13 protein-coding genes are annotated in these 16,543 nt (G+C 70.9%); 11 read left to right on the top strand and 2 right to left on the bottom strand.

Annotated elements, in window-relative coordinates:
* Positions 1-173: 173 nt before the first annotated feature.
* Both WMF33_RS30770 and WMF33_RS30765 read left to right on the top strand, forming a co-directional pair.
* A complete protein-coding gene (locus WMF33_RS30770) occupies positions 174-863 on the top strand; it encodes a LolA family protein (RefSeq protein WP_437331965.1) in 690 nt (229 codons plus the stop codon).
* A 311-nt stretch (positions 864-1,174) separates the two neighbouring features.
* Positions 1,175-2,884, top strand: a complete 1,710-nt coding sequence (locus WMF33_RS30765) for a PrsW family glutamic-type intramembrane protease (RefSeq protein WP_437331964.1) — start codon at positions 1,175-1,177, stop codon at positions 2,882-2,884.
* A gap of 227 nt (positions 2,885-3,111) precedes the next feature.
* Here the strand turns inward: WMF33_RS30765 and WMF33_RS30760 are convergent, their stop codons facing one another.
* Positions 3,112-3,693, bottom strand: coding sequence for a serine O-acetyltransferase (locus WMF33_RS30760; RefSeq protein ID WP_437331963.1), 582 nt, complete (start codon positions 3,691-3,693; stop codon positions 3,112-3,114).
* A 180-nt stretch (positions 3,694-3,873) separates the two neighbouring features.
* Between WMF33_RS30760 and WMF33_RS30755 the strand changes: the two genes are divergently transcribed.
* The 7 genes from WMF33_RS30755 (at position 3,874) to WMF33_RS30725 (ending at position 11,804) form a co-directional block, all read left to right on the top strand.
* Positions 3,874-4,581 (top strand): response regulator, encoded by a 708-nt coding sequence (locus WMF33_RS30755; RefSeq protein WP_437331962.1) that lies wholly within the window; start codon positions 3,874-3,876, stop codon positions 4,579-4,581.
* Between the two features lie 175 nt (positions 4,582-4,756).
* Entirely contained in the window at positions 4,757-5,533 is a 777-nt protein-coding gene (locus WMF33_RS30750) for an energy transducer TonB (RefSeq protein ID WP_437331961.1), read from the top strand.
* A 57-nt stretch (positions 5,534-5,590) separates the two neighbouring features.
* On the top strand, positions 5,591-6,298 hold the full coding sequence (locus WMF33_RS30745; RefSeq protein ID WP_437331960.1) for a MotA/TolQ/ExbB proton channel family protein: 708 nt from the start codon (positions 5,591-5,593) through the stop codon (positions 6,296-6,298).
* Positions 6,252-6,710, top strand: coding sequence for an ExbD/TolR family protein (locus WMF33_RS30740; RefSeq protein WP_437331959.1), 459 nt, complete (start codon positions 6,252-6,254; stop codon positions 6,708-6,710). The genes WMF33_RS30745 and WMF33_RS30740 overlap by 47 nt, the downstream gene beginning before the upstream one ends.
* Positions 6,711-6,714: 4 nt before the next feature.
* Entirely contained in the window at positions 6,715-7,152 is a 438-nt protein-coding gene (locus WMF33_RS30735) for an ExbD/TolR family protein (protein ID WP_437331958.1), read from the top strand.
* Positions 7,153-7,387: 235 nt separating this feature from the next.
* Positions 7,388-10,300, top strand: a complete 2,913-nt coding sequence (locus WMF33_RS30730) for a TonB-dependent receptor domain-containing protein (RefSeq protein WP_437331957.1) — start codon at positions 7,388-7,390, stop codon at positions 10,298-10,300.
* A 103-nt stretch (positions 10,301-10,403) separates the two neighbouring features.
* Positions 10,404-11,804, top strand: coding sequence for a hypothetical protein (locus WMF33_RS30725; protein WP_437331956.1), 1,401 nt, complete (start codon positions 10,404-10,406; stop codon positions 11,802-11,804).
* Positions 11,805-11,932: 128 nt separating this feature from the next.
* Here the strand turns inward: WMF33_RS30725 and WMF33_RS30720 are convergent, their stop codons facing one another.
* Positions 11,933-12,796 carry a hypothetical protein gene (locus tag WMF33_RS30720; protein WP_437331955.1) on the bottom strand — a complete coding sequence of 288 codons (864 nt, stop codon included), beginning with the start codon at positions 12,794-12,796 and terminating at the stop codon, positions 11,933-11,935.
* Here WMF33_RS30720 and WMF33_RS30715 point away from each other — a divergent pair.
* Entirely contained in the window at positions 12,788-14,182 is a 1,395-nt protein-coding gene (locus tag WMF33_RS30715) for a sigma 54-interacting transcriptional regulator (protein WP_437331954.1), read from the top strand. The two genes, WMF33_RS30720 and WMF33_RS30715, sit on opposite strands and share 9 nt — an antisense overlap.
* Positions 14,183-15,190: 1,008 nt before the next feature.
* Positions 15,191-16,507: a GRAS family protein gene (locus WMF33_RS30710; RefSeq protein ID WP_437331953.1), complete on the top strand. Its 1,317-nt coding sequence runs from the start codon at positions 15,191-15,193 to the stop codon at positions 16,505-16,507.
* The last annotated feature ends 36 nt before the right edge of the window (positions 16,508-16,543 follow it).

Below are 16,543 nucleotides of genomic sequence, written 5' to 3'. Positions count from 1 at the left end.
CTATGGAGCCTGCATCGGACGCGCCCGCGCCGCGTCCAAAGTGAAAAGTTGCGGCGCGCCCCGGCTTCAGCGAGGGCGGCGGTCGCCGGGGGGACCGGCGGTGAACACCGGTGCCCCTGTCTCACGAAGCGCGGAGGCGACACGCCTCTGGACATCAAAGGAGATCGGGAAGGATGACGCGAACCTCACTTTACCGCCTGGTCGCCGCGTGCCTCATCGGGCTGGCGGCGCCTGTCACGGCCGTGCTCGCGACGCCCGGCGAGTCCCAGGCCGCGGGCCCCACCGCCGAAGAGCTCGGCAGGCGCGTCCAGCAGTTCTACGACTCCACGAAGACCTTCAAGGCGAGCTTCACGCAGACCTACACGATCAAGGTCCAGGACGTGAAGAAGGTCTCCACCGGCAAGGTGATCTTCGAGAAGCCCGGCAAGATGAGCTGGGTCTACGACGCGCCGAACGGCAACCGCGTCGTCTCCGACGGCGAGACGATCAAGGTCTACGAGAAGGACAACGAGCAGATGTTCGAGACGCCGGTGAAGGGCTCCCAGTACCCGGCGGCGCTCGCGTTCCTGATGGGCAAGGGCCAGCTCACGAAGGATTTCTCGCTCCGCCTGCTCGACCCGGCGCAGATGAAGTTCGAGGGCGGCTATGTCCTCGAGGGGACGCCGAAGGAGGCGACCCCGGCCTATCAGAAGATGCTCCTCTACGTGGACGGGCAGACCAACCAGGTGCGCCGCGTGCTGATCCTCGACGCGCAGGGCAACCGGAACCGGTTCGACTTCGCGTCGCCGGTCGTCAACCAGCCTGTCGCCAAGAACGAGTTCAATTTCACGCCGCCTCCTGGCACGCGCGTCGTCCGCCCCTGACGCCACCCCGGCGCGCGGCGGCCGCCGCGCGTCACCTCCGCCGACAGCTCGAGGAAGCGGAGCGTCACGGCGCCCGCGCTCCTCGCCGAGCGCGCCGCGCCGGATGCCGCAGGGAGGTATGCCCGGCGCGTCCCGGCGTGGTAGAAATATCGTGTGATGCTTCGATCCGGCGGGTGTGAACGACAGCTCCGAGACTGCCGTTGCCCGCCGCGGATCGTCGCCGCTTCTGGCGGCTCCATGCGTGCGGTGGGGGTCCGTCTCGGCTGAGCGGTCACCCGCTGTCACGAGGATTTCGCGAGAGCGCTCGAGCCATGGACAACGCCCACGGACACCGTCCCGATCTCCGCGGCCTGCCGCAGCAACCCCGGCCGTCGGAGCGCCCGAGCGAGCACGCCCAGCCCGGCGGCGGGCAGGCTCGCCCGGGGTATCCGGCGCACGGCGCGGGGCCGCACTCCCCGGGACAGCCGCCGCACTGGCCGCAGGGGCATGGGCAGGCGCCGCAGGGCTACGGACAGGCGCCGCAGGGCTACGGTCAGGCGCCGCAGGGCTACGGACAGGCGCCGCAGGGCTACGGTCAGGCGCCGCAGGGTTACGGACAGGCGCCGCAGGGCTACGGTCAGGCGCCGCAGGGCTACGGTCAGGCGCCGCAGGGCTACGGTCAGGCGCCGCAGGGGCACGGGGCGGCGCCGCAGGGGCACGGGGCGGCGCCGCAGGGCTACGGTCAGGCGTCGCAGGGCTACGGTCAGGCGTCGCAGGGCTACTGGCCCCCGGCCCGTGCGCCGATGCCCGCGCACGGCCCTGGCCCGCAGCACGGCGCTCCCTCGCCGCACGGCGCCGCGCAGCCTGCGCCCGCGCATCCCCACGCTGGCTACCCTGCGGTCATGCGGGCGGCGCGACGGCCCGACCCGGACCGGCGGCGGCGCATCGCCGGGCTGTGGCTGTGGGCCAACGGCATCGTCGCGGGCGCGGTCCTCAACGTGATCTTCACGCTCTTCGGCGTGATCGAGTCCGGGGGGAGCATGCTCGGCGCCATGGTCGTCGGCGCGCTCTTCGCGTTCCCGCCGCTCGCCCTCTACCTCTTCGTCCCGATGGTCATCGATCGGTACGATCCGGAGCCGTGGTGGTGCTTGCTGATGGCGTTCCTGTGGGGCGCGCTCGCGGCGACCGGCTTCTCGATCCTGATCAACACCGGCGTGCACGTCGGCGTCTCCAGCAGCTTCGGCGAGCCGATGGGCGAGCTCGTTAGCGCGTCGGTCAGCGCCCCGTTCGCGGAGGAGCTCTTCAAGGGGCTCGGCGTGTTCGGCTTCTTCTACTTCTTGCGCCGCGAGTTCGACGGCATCGTCGACGGCATCATCTACGCCACGTTCTGCGCGCTCGGCTTCGCCGCGGTGGAGAACGTGCTGTACTACGCGCGCGCCTCGATGCAGGGCAGCGACGTGCTCGCCGGCACCTTCGTCCTGCGCGGCGTGTTCACGCCCTGGCTCCACCCGCTGTTCACGTCGATGACCGGGATCGGCTTCGGCCTCGCCCGGGAATCGTCGAAGACCTGGGTGCGCGTCGCGGCCCCGATCGGCGGCTACCTGCTCGGCGTCGCGCTGCACGCGGTGTGGAACTTCCTCCCGACCGCGCTGGGCCGCGCGATGGGGGATCTCTTCATGCCGTGGCTGCTGCTCTGGCTGTGCTTCGTCGCGTCGTTCTTCGGGATCATCGTGGCGCTCGTCATCCGCAAGGGCTGGGTGATCCGGGATCATCTGCGCGACGAGGTCGCGCTCGGCATGCTCACCCAGGACGAGCTCGAGCTCGTCTGCTCGCCGATCGGGCGGCTCCGGTGCACCCTCGGCTGGCGCGGGGCCACCGGGCGGAGCTTCATCCGCGCCGGCGCGCGGCTCGCGCTCAGCAAGTGGCACACGGCGCGCGCGCTGGAGGGCCGCAACCGGACGCTCAGCGCCGACTTCATCGGCCCGCTCCGGCACGAGATCGCGCAGCTCCGGCAAGAGCTCCTAGCCCGCGCCCCCCGCTGAGCGGCGAGCGGCGGCCACCCGCTTCGGATACGGGCCCACCTCGACGTTTTCGGTGCTCAGCGCACTGGAGTGCGCCTCCGCGCCGAAAACGCCGATCTGGGCCCGTCTCCTGTGCGGGTGGCCGCCGCTCGGGAGCCCCGGCTTTGGAGTGCGCCTCCGCGCCGAAAACGCCGATCTGGGCCCGTCTCCTGTGCGGGGGACCGCCGCTCTGGATCGCCGGCTTGCGGTCAGCTCTGGGAGCCGTTGGTCTCGTCTGCGCTCGGCCGCGAGGCGGCCTGGGCGGCGCGGTCCTCGCGCCGCTGCACGGGCTTCGCGGGGATGCCGACGACCGTCGTGTTCGGCGCGACGTCGTGCACGACCACGGCGTTGGCGCCGATCCGGGCGCCGTCGCCCACCGTGACGCCGCCGACGATCTTCGCCCCGGCGCCGATGAAGAGATCGCTCCCGAGCACCGGCGTCTGCCGCCGATCGGCGCCGATCGTCACCTGGTGCTCGATGAGCACGTTCGAGCCGCCGCGGACGTTGCCGTTGATGACGACGCCGTTCGAGTGGATCAGCACGAACCCCGGCCCGAAGTCCGCGCCGCGTCCGATGACGCAGCCGCCAGCGAGGTTGGTCGCCTTGTTCAGCAGCATCTCGACCACGGGCATCCGGTGGGTCCGCGCGGCCTGCGTGAACCGGTAGAGGACCATCGCCGCCGTGCCGTCCGTCGCCAGCGTCTTCAGGATCGTCGGCCATGGATCGCTGCCGTAGCACCATGTCGCCTTCTTGCGCACGTCGGCAGCGATGAGTCGCAAAGTCCGCAGCATCCCCGCGAGACTAGCGCATCTCGCCCCGCCGGTGCGACCTTTCGCCGCGCGCCCGGCGCATGGCCGGCTGGCCCCTTCACGACGAACCGCGGCGCATTCTCTCCGGAGAAAGAGACGCACCGCGCTGTTGCCATCCGGTCATCTGCCCGTCACATCGCTCGGGTACACGCGCTCTTCAGCATGGCGCGTATTTTGGTCATCGAGGACGAGCCGGCGCTCCAGAAGGTGCTCGATTACAACCTCAGGCAAGCCGGGCATGAGGTGCTCCTCGCGGGACAGGGCGGTGAGGGGGTCCGGCTGGCCTTGGACCAGCGGCCCGATCTCGTCTTGCTCGATCTCATGTTGCCCGACCTCTCGGGCATCGAGGTGTGCCGCGCTCTCCAGCAGAGCGAGGCCACCCAGCGGATCCCCGTGATGATCGTCTCGGCGCGCGGAGACGAGGTCGACCGCATCGTCGGCTTCGAGCTCGGCGCCGTCGATTACGTCGTCAAGCCGTTCAGCGTGCGAGAGCTCGTGCTGCGCGTGCAAGCCGTGCTCCGCCGCGCGAAGTCCTCCGGGGACGGGGAGCGGAGCATCGAGTTCGGCTGCCTCCGCATCGACGAGGGCGCTCATCGCGTGTGGGTCGATCGCGAGGAGGTCGAGCTGACGCTCCTCGAGTTCAAGCTCCTCGTCGCGCTGTACGAGGCGCGCGAGCGCGTGCAGACGCGCACCGCGCTCCTCGACGGCGTCTGGGGCATCGACGTGAGCATCACGACGAGGACCGTGGACACCCACGTCAAGCGGCTGCGCGACAAGCTGCGCCGCGCCGGCGATTACATCCAGACCGTCCGCGGCATCGGCTATCGATTCGCTTCCTCGCCCGACGTGCCCGAGAGCCGCAGCGCCTGATCGCCAACTCGGGAAATTCCCGGCAATCGTTGCCACCACGTCATTCTGGCGTAACGAAAACTGCGTACCGTGTGCGTGTTGGTTCACAGCATGGGCCAACCTATTGAAGCCGGTGGCGCTCGCCTGAGCTCAGGTGGAGCTCTGGCTTTTTCGCCAGCTGGCACCTGGAGCCTCGATGCACCTGGAGACGTGGAATGCGGGGGAGGTCGATCCTGACCGAGCGAGGCGGCTCGCGATCGGGTATGCGGCTGGGCTCCTGCTCTTCGCGGGCATTGCGCTCCTCGCCGCCCGCCTGAGCGGCGCGATTCAACCTCCTCCGCCCGAGGAGGAGGTCGTCGACGTCAAGCTCGCCACCCGGGTCCCCGAGGCGCCGCCCCCCGCGCCGGCGCCGGCGCCCCCACCACCGGCTGCGGAGGCCCCGGCGCCTCGCCCCGCGGCGCCCCGGCGCCCGGCGCTCGTCGCGCCGACCGCGGTGCCGAAGGAGGCGCCGCCCGAGGCCGACCCGAGCGAGGCCAAGGCGAGCGACGAAGACGCCTACGGAGAGCCGGGCGGCGCGCCGGGCGGCGTGCCGGGCGGGGTCCCCGGTGGCACGGGGACGGCCGCCGTGACGGCAGCGCCGCCACCGCCGCCGCCGCCACCGCCGCCTCCGCCGCCGCAGAGGGGGCCGATTCACCTGCCCGAGAACGCGACGCCGCCGGTCGCGCTCTCCTGTCCGCCGCCCGTCCCCCCTGAAGCTGCGCTGAGCGCGGGGGTGGAGGCGACCGTGGCCGTCCGGTTCGTGGTCACCGAGACGGGCGAGGTCACGAATGTCTCCATCGTCCGCGGCCACCCCCTCTTCAATGACGCGGTCCTCGCGGCGATGAAGACGTGTCGCTACAAGCCGGCGATCTCCGAAGGGAAGCCGGTGTCCGTCTGGAGGACGATTCCATTCCGCTTCAAGGCGAAGCGGTGATTTCCAGCGTACGGCCGCGGAGGCGGCCTCTCGCGAGAGGAACGAAGGAGTAGAGTCATGATGCAGTTCGATCTCGGGCACATCTGGGCGAGCATGGGCCTCCTGAGCAAGCTCGTCGCGTTCGCCCTCGTGCTCATGGCGCTGGCGAGCGTCGCCGTCGTGGTCGAGCGGCTCATCGCCCTCGCCCGTCAGGCGTCCGAGACCCGACGCTTCGCGACCGAGGCGCGGCCGGTGATGGAGGCGTGGGACACCGCGCGGCTCGTGCAGATCGCCGGCCAGTACGAGCGATCGGCGCTCGCCCGGATCGTCGCGGCGGCGGTGCGCCGGTTCCAGCGCGCCCTCGACGCCGGGGAGGGCGGCGTGCCCCCGGTGGAGCTCGCGCGCCGCGAGGTGTCGCGGCGCCGCGAGGCGATCTCGGCCGATCTGCGCCGCGGCCTCTCGGTGCTCGCCACGGTCGGCTCGGTGGCCCCCTTCGTCGGGCTGCTCGGCACGGTCATCGGCATCATCACCGCCTTCCAGACCATCGCGTCGACCGGCTCGGGCGGCCTCGGCGCCGTGAGCGCCGGCATCGCCGAGGCGCTCATCGTCACCGCCCTCGGCCTCGGCGTCGCCATCCCGGCGGTGCTTTGCTTCAACTACCTCACCACCCGCATCGCCGCGGTGGAGCTCGCGCTCGAGCGCAGCGCGGGTGAGCTCATCGACGAGATGGAGAACGAGCATGGGCGTTCAAGCGGAGAGCAAGCGCTCCAGTCGGCAGCAGCCTGAGCCGGAGATCAACGTCACGCCGCTCGTCGACGTGGTGCTCGTGCTCCTCATCATCTTCATGGTCATCGCCCCCCAGATGGAGCACGGCGAGCGGGTCGAGCTCCCGGCGGTCTTCCAGCCGGATCCGAGGTCGAAATCGAAGCTCGACCCCATCTACGTGACGATCACCGGCGCCGGCACCGTGTTCCTGGAGAAGGAGGCCGTCGCCGATCTGCCTGCGCTCGGCGAGCGGCTGCGGGCCATCCGCGCCGCGGAGCCGGAGCGCCGGGTGGTCATCAAGGGCGACTCCTCGGCGAAGTACGGCCGCGTGCGGGAGACCTTCGCGCTGTGCCAGGAGGTCGGCTTCGCCGGCATCTCGCTGCAGGTGAGCCAGCGCGGCGGCGGGGCCTCCCCGGCGCCGGAGGAGGGATAGCGCCGTGGGGATGAGCGTTCCGCAGGGCGGCGCCAGGAAGGGCGGCGTTGCGCCGAGCATGAACGTGACGCCGCTCGTCGACGTGGTGCTCGTGCTCCTCATCATCTTCATGGTCGTCACGCCGCTGCTCGCGAAGCAGCTCTGGCTGAACCTGCCCAAGAAGGACGACACAGCGAAGCTCTCGCCGCCCCCCGACGACGCCACGAGGCCCGTGGTGCTCACGGTGGATGAGCGCGGCGTCATCCGCATCAACCAGGCCGAGGTGCAGCGCGACGAGCTGAAGGAGCGGCTCGCCCGCATCTTCGCGGCGCGCTCGGACGACGTGCTGTACTTCGACGCAGAGGACGAGGCCGCCTACGCGGTCGCGGTGGAGGCCATGGACGCCGCGCGCATGGGCGGGGCGAAGACGATCGCCGTCCTGACAGAGAAGACCGGGCGCTGAGCCAGCGCGGCGCGCGGCCCGGATGAAGCGCCGAGAGGGCGCGCGGGGGCAGACGCCCCACGGCGCGCTCGCGGCGCTGTGCACAGGAGAGGGTGGCGGGGAGCTGGCTCTCCGCCGTCCTCATCGGCGGGCGCAGGTGCGCCCAGACATCGGATCGGAAGGCGCGCCCGAGCTCGGGGCGCGAAGGGACAGGTGCATGATTCGCAGGAGGATCTCGGGGGTAGTCGCAGCGCTCGTGGCACCGCTTTGCTGGGGGGCAACGGCGCTCGCCCAAGGCGACCCCGGCGCCGCCGCGCCGCCGCCGGACGCCGCGCCGCCGCCGGCAGGCGCGGGGACCCCGGCCGGCGCCGCTCCGGCCGAGGACGCCGCAGGGCTCGACGAGCCGAGCCCGTCGCGCCCGCCGCCGGCAGGGAAGGGCGTCGTGTGGGGCGTCGTCACGGACGCCGCCACGAAGGAGCCGGTCTTCGACGCCCAGGTGTCGGTCGTCGGGACGAAGCTCAAGGTCATCGCGGATCTCGACGGCCGCTACCGCCTGGAGCTCCCGCCGGGGAGCTACCAGCTGCGGGTCTGGTACGAGGCGTACAAGCCCCAGCGCGTGCAGGACGTCCGCGTGGCCGCCGGGCAGGTGAGCCAGGTCGACGTCGGCCTGGAGCCGGATCAGCAGGTCGAGGACGTCGTCGAGGTCGAGTTCGAGCCGGAGCGGGCGAGCGTCGCGGCGCAGCTGCTCCTCCGGAAGAACGCGGCCCACGTGGGCGACGCCGTCGGCGCGAAGGAGATCGCGAAGACGCCCGATCGCAACGCCGCCGAGGCCGCGAAGCGCATCGTCGGCGCGACCGTGGTGGACGGCAGGTACGTGTACGTGCGCGGCCTGGGCGAGCGCTACACGAACGCGCTCTTGAACGGCGCCCCGCTGCCGAGCCCCGAGCCCGACCGGCAGGCCGTCCCGCTGGATCTCTTCCCGTCGCTGGTCCTCAGCGACATCACCGTCGTCAAGACGTTCACCCCCGACATCCCCGGCGATTTCGCGGGCGGCTCGGTCCAGATCAACACGCGGGAGCTCCCGACAAAGTTCCTCTTCCAGGCCTCGCTGTCGCTCGGGCTGAACTCCCGGGCGACGTTCCGGGATCGCCAGAGCTACGACGGATCCGGGACCGACTGGCTCGGGATCGACGGCGGCGCCCGCGCCCTGCCGGACGAGATCCCCGATTACAAGGTGGTGCGCCTCGGCCCCAAGCCGGGCGGCGGCACCATCTCCAGGGACGAGATGACGGCCTACGGCAGGGCGATCAACTCGTCCATGGCGACGACGCGGTCGTTCACCCCGCCGAACGGCAGCGGCAGCGTGGTCGTCGGCGACACCCTGAAGCTCGGCGGCGAGCGGCGCCTCGGCTACATCGCCACCCTGAGCTACGGCCGGAAGTTCTCTCCGCGCGCGAGCGAGGTCGGCGCCATCTTCGATCCCGACCCTCGAACCGGCGAGCCCGAGCGCATCGCCGGCATCGCGACGGGGAACATCCGTGATCAGGTGTCCTGGGGCAGCTTCGGCAGCGTCACCTACAACCCGGATCAGGACCACAAGGTGACGCTCACCGGGCTCCACAGCCGTTCATCGGATGACCAGGTCAGCGTGGCCGACGTGGACCCGAGCAACGGGGACAGCGCGATTCGCGACACGATGCTGCGGTTCATCTCGCGATCGCTCACCCTGGGCCAGCTCCAGGGCGAGCACCGCTTCGAGGCGCTCGACGGCGGGACCGTCGACTGGAAAGCGTCGCTCTCCCTCGCGACCTCGGACGAGCCCGACACCAGGGAGACCGTCTACGTCCGTGACGACGCGAGCGGCGCCTTCTCGTGGGACGAGGGCACGCTGAGCGGCGCGCACTTCTTCAGCGACATGAGCGACGTGAGCTACGGCGGGCAGCTCTCCTACACCCAGCCCCTCGTCCGCGGCGACACCCCGACCCGGCTGAAGGCGGGCGGTCTGCTCAACTTCCGAGCGCGCGAGTTCAACGCGCGCCGGTTCCGGTTCAAGCAGCGCCCGGGCGCGGATCCGGCGCTCCTGCGCCAGGGGCCCGGGCAGCTGTTCTCGGACGAGAACATCGGCTCGGTGCTCGAGCTCGAGGAGATCACGCGCGAGACCGACTCCTATACGGCGAACGACGATCTCTACGCGGGTTACGTGATGACCGACGCCGCCCTGACGCGATGGCTCCGCGCGGTGCTCGGCGCCCGGGTCGAGGCCTCCTCGCTGTCGCTGAGGGCGTTCGACCGGTACTCCGCGGCGAACCCCGAGATCGACGTCGAGAGCGACAAGGTCGATCTCCTGCCAGCCCTCAACGTCATCGTCAAGACGACCGCGAGCTCGAATGTCAGGCTCGGCGTGGCCAAGACGCTGGCGCGGCCCCAGCTCCGCGAGCTCAGCCCGACGCTGTATCAGGAAGGCTATAGCGGCAGGGAGGTGCAGGGCAATCCCGAGCTCCGGCGGACGAGCGTCGTGAGCGGCGATCTCCGCTTCGAGATCTTCCCGACGGCCGGAGAGGTGGCCGCGGTCAGCGTCTTTTACAAGCACTTCCAGGAGCCGATCGAGGAGGTCATCCTCCCGAACGGCGGCAGGGGCAGGCTCACCTACGTCAACGGAGACGCCGGCTACCTCGCCGGCGTCGAGCTCGAGCTGAGGAAGGGCCTCGGCTTCATCTCCCCGCTCCTGCGGGAGGTCACCGCGCTCGGCAACCTCACCTTCGTGACGTCGGAGGTGACGATCGATCCCGAGGTCAGCGCCGGCGGGATCACCATCACGAGCAGCCCGAAGCACCCTCTCCAGGGGCAATCCCCCTTCGTCGTGAACCTGGGGCTCGACTACGCCGGAGCGTCGACCGGCACGAGCGCTCGGCTCCTCTACAACCTGTTCGGCGTCCGGCTAAGGCGGGTGGGGAGCAGGCTGCCGGACGAGTACGAGCAGCCGCGGCACCAGCTCGATCTGACCGTCGCCCAGCGCCTCGGCGAGCACGTCGAGCTGAAGCTGGCCGGCGAGAACCTCATCGACGCTCCGGTGCGCATCACGCAGGGGAGGGAGAGCGACGAGGACAACATCGCCAGTCAATACAGCATCGGTACGACGGTGACATTGGGCGCCTCGTATACCTATTGAGCGTATGCCATTGAATCGTCACGCGTCGATCGTCGCGATTTCGCGCGCATGATTCATGGTGGCTCGCCAGGAGGTAAATAACATGCGTGCATTCGGAATTGCCTTGGCTTGCGTCTCGGCGCTCTCCGTCGCGGCGCTCGCCGCTTGCGGCGACGACGACTCGGTCTCCCCGGCCCCGACCCCGACCGGCACCTCGGCCACGAGCGGCTCCGGCGGCGGCGACGGCGGTGGCGGCGACGGCGGCCGCGGCGGCGACGATGAGGTCGGCGGCGCCGATTGCTCCGACCCGGTGGAGGTCTCCGAGGCGATCGACGCCGACGCGACGTGGACCGCCGACGAGTGCTACTTGATGAAGGGCATCGTCTTCGTCGAGCCGGGCGCCACCCTGACCATCGAGCCCGGCACGACGATCATGGGCGAGAAGGTCAGCCTCGCGACGCTCGTCGTGAAGCCCGGCGCGAAGATCAACGCCAAGGGCACCGCCGACGAGCCGATCGTGTTCACGAGCCAGGGCGAGAAGGGGGACCGCGCCGCGGGCGACTGGGGCGGCGTCATCCTGCTCGGCGAGGCGCCGATCAACGTCGAGGGCGGCAAGGCCACGGTCGAGGGCATCACCGGCGAAGGCACCGAGTACGGCGGCGACGAGCCGGAGGACGACAGCGGCGTCCTCGAGTACGTGCGCATCGAGTTCAGCGGGATCCTGCTCTCTCAGGACAACGAGGTGAACGGCCTCACCCTCGCCGGCGTGGGCTCCAAGACGACGATCGATCACGTGATGGTCCACCACACGCTCGACGACTGCTTCGAGTTCTTCGGCGGCACCGTCAACGCGAAGCACCTCATCTGCGCGCAGAACGGCGACGACGGCATCGACTGGGACCTCGGCTACGTCGGCAAGCTCCAGTTCATCGCCGTCCAGCAGGACCCCTCGGTGGCCGACGACACGAACGGCTTCGAGGGCGACAACGACGCCGACGCGTCGGCGAGCACGCCGGTCAGCGAGCCGACGATCTACAACGCGACCCTGTGCGGCAAGAACAAGGACGTCGACAAGCAGCAGTACGGCATGCTGCTCCGCCGCTCGACGAAGGCCCATATCTTCAACACGATCGTGACCGGCTTCGAGGCGGGGGTGGACCTCCGCGACGAGCTCACCGAGGTCGAGCTCGCGAGCTCGATCTTCTTCGGCAACGTCGCGGCGAACATCGCCTACGAGGAGACCGACGCGAACGAGACCACCGACTCGAAGCTGGACGACGACGACGACGACGGGGCGGACGAGATCGCGTGGTTCGAGGGCGAGGCGTCCAACAGCGCCGAGGATCCGGGGCTCGCCGGCTGCTTCGCCGCGAAGCCCGACTTCCGGCCGGCGGCCACGCTCGCCGAGGGCGCGGCCACGCCGCCCGACGACGGCTTCTTCGACGCCGAGGCGAAATACATCGGCGCCTTCAAGGCGGATGACACCTGGGCGACGGGCGCCTGGGTCTCGTTCGACGCGAACTGACGCCGCGCCGTCCGCGTCGGCTCCTCGTCGCGTGAGGGGCGGACCGGATCCGTGGCGAGAGAAATGACGAAGGCCGGCTCATCCGCCGGCCTTTATCGTCTCCAGCGTCGCGGCTCCGCCGCAGGCGCTCAGCGCACGCGCGGCGTGAACCCGGACACATGGCTCCGGTGCTCGCTGCATACGCCTCGCGCGTCCGGGTTGTCCTTGAATGACACCCTCCCGCACACCTCGCAGATGCAGAGGTGTGCGCGATAGAACTCGCGATCGAGCAGGATGTCGGCAGCGAGCAAACTGAGCACAATGTCGCCGAGGAAGTCGATCTCGCGCGGCGAGGCGACCCAGACGGGACGGCCGCCCACCGCGGCCCGGCGGACCCTGCCCCCGTAGATCGCCGCGTTCAGGAACCGATCGTCGGTGACGGGCGCGATGAGGCCCCGCAGCGCCGTGATGACGCGCCCGCGGGCCTTGTGGATCAGCTCCTCCAGGTTGCTGCCGCCGTCGGCGCGCGGGTCGAGCATGACGGGCGTCGCGCCGGGCTCGCGCACGATCTGGGGGCGCTTCATCAGGCCCGGGGCCACGAGGTGGTCCACGAACCAGTCCTGGAGGTCCTTGAGCGTCCACTCGGAGGCCGGCCACTCCAGGAACTCGAGCGCGCCGCGGAGGCCGCTGATGCTGTGGAGGCCGGGATGGGTCGGGAAGCTCGGCAGGGTGCGGGCGGTGTGCAGACGCCGGGGTGAGCGGCGGCCCGCTTCGTCGATGGTGCGGCCGGAACCCATGTTCACCTCGAGGGCGGTCCCCCGGTCCCGATGGATGCGAGCTCTTGCAGAGGCCACCATACCGACCAGACAAGCACAACTCGTGCCGAGCCTGGCGAACGGGACGACGTTGATTTCCCAGGAGTTCTGCCCAGCTAGCTCGAAGGCGATCGATGGGATGGCCGGCCACTGGCCGGCCAGGTTCTTGAACAGGTAAGATAGATCCTGATGGACCACTCCACCGTCCGCGTCTCGGTCCCGCCTGAGCCCTCGGTCGCCGAGCCCGTTCCCGGCATCGTCCTGATTTTCTCGGGGGATCAGCCGCGATGCGCGCCGATCCCGCTCGACCGCGGCGCCGTGGTGCTGGGTCGCGGGGGCGTGGCCGGCGTGCCCCTCGTGGACGACTCGCTCATGTCGCGGCGACACGCGCGCATCGCGTACGACGGGGCCGCGTGGACCGTGGAGGACCTCGGCAGCACCAACGGGACGTCGGTGAACGGCGAGCCCATCCGCGGCGAGGTGCGGAGGGACGCGATCCAGGTCGTCGGCGCGGGGACGTCGGTGTTCCTCGCGCTCGCGGACATCCGGAGCTTCGCGCGCGGCGCGGTGCGCATCGAGAAGGAGAGCGTCCTCGGGCCCAGGCTGCAGCTGGTCTACGACACCATCATCCGCGCCGCGGCCGCGGGCGACAGCCTGCTCGTGACGGGCGAGAGCGGCACCGGCAAGGAGCTCGCGGCGCGCGCCTACCACGAGGCGGGGCCGCAGGCGCGCGGCCCGTTCGTGGCCGTCAACTGCGCGGCCATCCCGGAGGGCCTGGCCGAGCGGCTCCTCTTCGGCGCCCGGCGCGGCGCCTACTCCGGCGCGACGCACGACACCGAGGGCTACGTGCAGGCCGCTCACGGGGGCACGCTCTTCCTCGATGAGGTCGCCGAGCTCGACGCGGCGGTCCAGGCGAAGCTGCTCCGGACGATCGACACCCGGCAGGTGCTCGAGCTCGGCGCGGTCGCGCCTCGGCCGGTGCAGATCCGCATCTGCGCCGCGACGCACGACCTGCGCGCGCGGGTCGCCCAGGGCCGCTTCCGGGACGATCTCTACTACCGCATCGGTCGGCCCGAGGTCCGGCTCCCGCCGCTGCGGGAGCGCCTCGAGGAGATTCCCTGGCTGCTCACGCAATGCATGAAGGCGGTCGGCGCGGCTTATGGCAAGGCGCCGCCGGCGATTCACCATTCGATGATCATCGCGTGCGCGATGCGCCGCTGGCCAGGGAACCTGCGCGAGTTCGTCGGGGAGGCGCGGCGCGCCGTGACGCGCGCGCTCGACGAGGGGCGGCGCACGGTCGAGGCCAAGGATCTCGATCCGCTCGCGGGCGTCGGCCTGGGCCCGGAGTCGACGGATTCGCATGCCCGTCAGACAGGGAGCGACGTCCGGCCGGGCCCCTCGCGCCCGAGCCAGGCGCCGCCCGAAGATGAGATCGCCGAGGCGCTTCGCCTCGAGCGAGGCAATGTGTCTCGCGCCGCCAACAGGCTCGGCGTGCACAGGAATCGAATTCGACGGTGGCTCGAGAAGAATGGCGTGGATCGCTCCCACTTCGCCGAGGGGAGCGAGCTGTCCGATAACGACTGATCCGCTCGCCGGGCGCTGTATGCACAAGTACAGGAGTACGTCAACGGCGGCATTTCATCGCGGGGGAGCGCTTGCCCGCCGCGCTCCCGCGTCGCTGCCGGCGTCGCTCCGGGCGTAGGCGGCTGAGGCCGATAGGGCGGTCGTTCCATACATTGCCTCCACCAAGCGCTCTGGCCTTCAGGGCGATTGCGGGCCGAAGCGCCGCTCTGCACCGGAAGCAGGCCCGGCCGGTCGCCGAGCACGGTCGTCGCAGGGTTGCCTCCATCCGGCGACGGAGCGCGGGCTCGATCGACCGAAGACCCATGTATAGGGACTTTACAGACCTGGTTATGCAGGTTGTAATGTAGTGTGTAAGCCCCGTCTCCCAGCGAGGTGCTGTCACGACCACGGTCAAGTCAACGAGTCCGGCGCGCGCGGCGCGCCAGGTCGGAGGGCGCGATGCGCTCTAAAGAGAGCAGCGGTGAGGTGCGCCGAGCCCTGCGCCCGCGCCCGGCGGCGACGCCGCGGCGCGCGCGCCGCGCGTCCTGCGCCGACGGCGCTGCGCGGCTCGCGGTCCGCTCGCGGCCTGCGGCGGGTGGGGACTCCCCCTGCGGGGCGGCGGCGGTCGCCTCGTACGGTGCCTACGAAAGCCTACGTCTGCCGCCGGAAGGTGGGTTCGGACGTCCCGAGGCGCGCGGGGGAGGGGGCGCGATGCACAATCATGATCTTGCACTTGACCGGACGAGCGGCTTCATCGATGTACAGAGAGTTGTCTGTCGGGCCCTCGTGCGAGCTCAGGTCCCGTCGCGTCATGGGCGGGCGCTGCGCTTCGCGGCGTCGCCGCGGGCGCGCGGCTGCCGAGCGCCTGTCCCCGGCTCGCCGTCGGGCCCTCCCGCAGCGACATCAGCAAACATTGAACCCCCCGGCTCCTGCGAGGTAGTCGACGTCATGCGTTCGCGCTTGAAATCGTCCCATCGTGGAGAGCCCAGCCAGGACGGCGGGCTGCCTGGTTGAACAGCCCAGGACACCATGAACGCGATCCGTAGACACGCATCGGCCGAAGAGGCGTCTGTCAGCCTACGAGCGCACGTCGAGGGGCCCACCAGCTCGGCCGCCTCAGGCCCGGGGCTCGGACAGCAGCCGAGCTCGGGCACCCGGCAGACCCACTCGCGCCGCCGCCCGTTCCTGAGCCGCCTCCTCTCGGCGGGCGAGGCGATCGACGCAGGGGACCTCGAGCGCGCGCGGGCCCTCGTGGAGGGCATCCTGCGGGCGGAGCCCGATACCGGTGACGCCTCGGAGCGCATTTCAGGCGTGTTCGGCCGGGCGTTGCTCGCCCGCCTGGACGGAGATCGCTCCGGCGACGGCAACCTCTACCTGCGCAGCGCTGGGCCGCGGGACATGCTCGCGGCGTTTCAGCTCCTCGTGCACGCGACGCCGCTCATCCGTTTCGGATACCTCAGCGCGAACGCGGCGATCGTCGAGGCGTTCCAGCACGAGGAGGAGATCCACGTCATCGACATCGGCGTCGGGGGCGGTACGCAGTGGCCGTTCCTGCTACACCGGCTCGCGACGCGGCCCGGCGGCCCGCCGCACGTCCGGCTGACCGGCATCGACCTGCCTTGTCGGGGCCCCGACCCCGAGCAGCGGCTGCGGTGGGCGGGCGCGTTCATCGGGGGATGGGCGGAGCGGCTGAAGGTGCCCTTCGAGTTCCACGGGGTCGCGTCCTCGGTGGAGCGCGTCGACTGGAGCCGTATTGCGTCCCGCTCGACGGCGCCCATCGCCGTCAATGCGGCGTTCGCATTGCACCACGTACCCGACGCCTCGGTGCACGCCACCGCGAACCGCGACACCATTCTCACGAGGATCCGCGCGCTGTCGCCGCGCGTGCTGACGCTCGTCGAGCCGGACGTGGAGCACAACGCGCTCCCGTTCCTCCCGCGCCTGTCCGAGGCGATCGGCCATTATTATGCGGTCTTCCAGGCGCTCGAGGCGCTGCTCCCGCCGCACATCGCCGCGCGCGAGACGATCGAACAGGTCTTCTTCGGGCAGGAGGTGATGAACGTGGTGGTGGGGGAGGGGGCCGCGCGGGTCGAGCGGCACGAGCGCCGCGGCGCCTGGCAGCGCCGACTCCGCATGAACGGCTTCGAGCCGCTGCGCGTCTCGCCGCACGAGTCGATGGTCCGCGGAGGGCTCCGCCTGAACACGGGGTTCGACGTGCGGGCGGACGAGCCGGCGCTCCTGCTCATGCGCAACGGGGTGTCGATCGTGGCCGCGTCGGCGTGGCGGCCGCGGCAGGTGCCGCCGCCGTCGCGGTTCATCTCCGGGCTGTTCCGCCGGACCGGCTGACCGCTGCCTCGCCAGGGACGCCCGCGACGCGGGCGG

This window comes from Sorangium sp. So ce394, assembly GCF_051474665.1.
GTDB classification, from domain to species: Bacteria; Myxococcota_A; Polyangia; order Polyangiales; family Polyangiaceae; genus Sorangium; species Sorangium cellulosum_D.
Note: the sequence above shows the minus strand (reverse complement) of the source record. Positions and strands in the feature narration are given on the sequence as shown.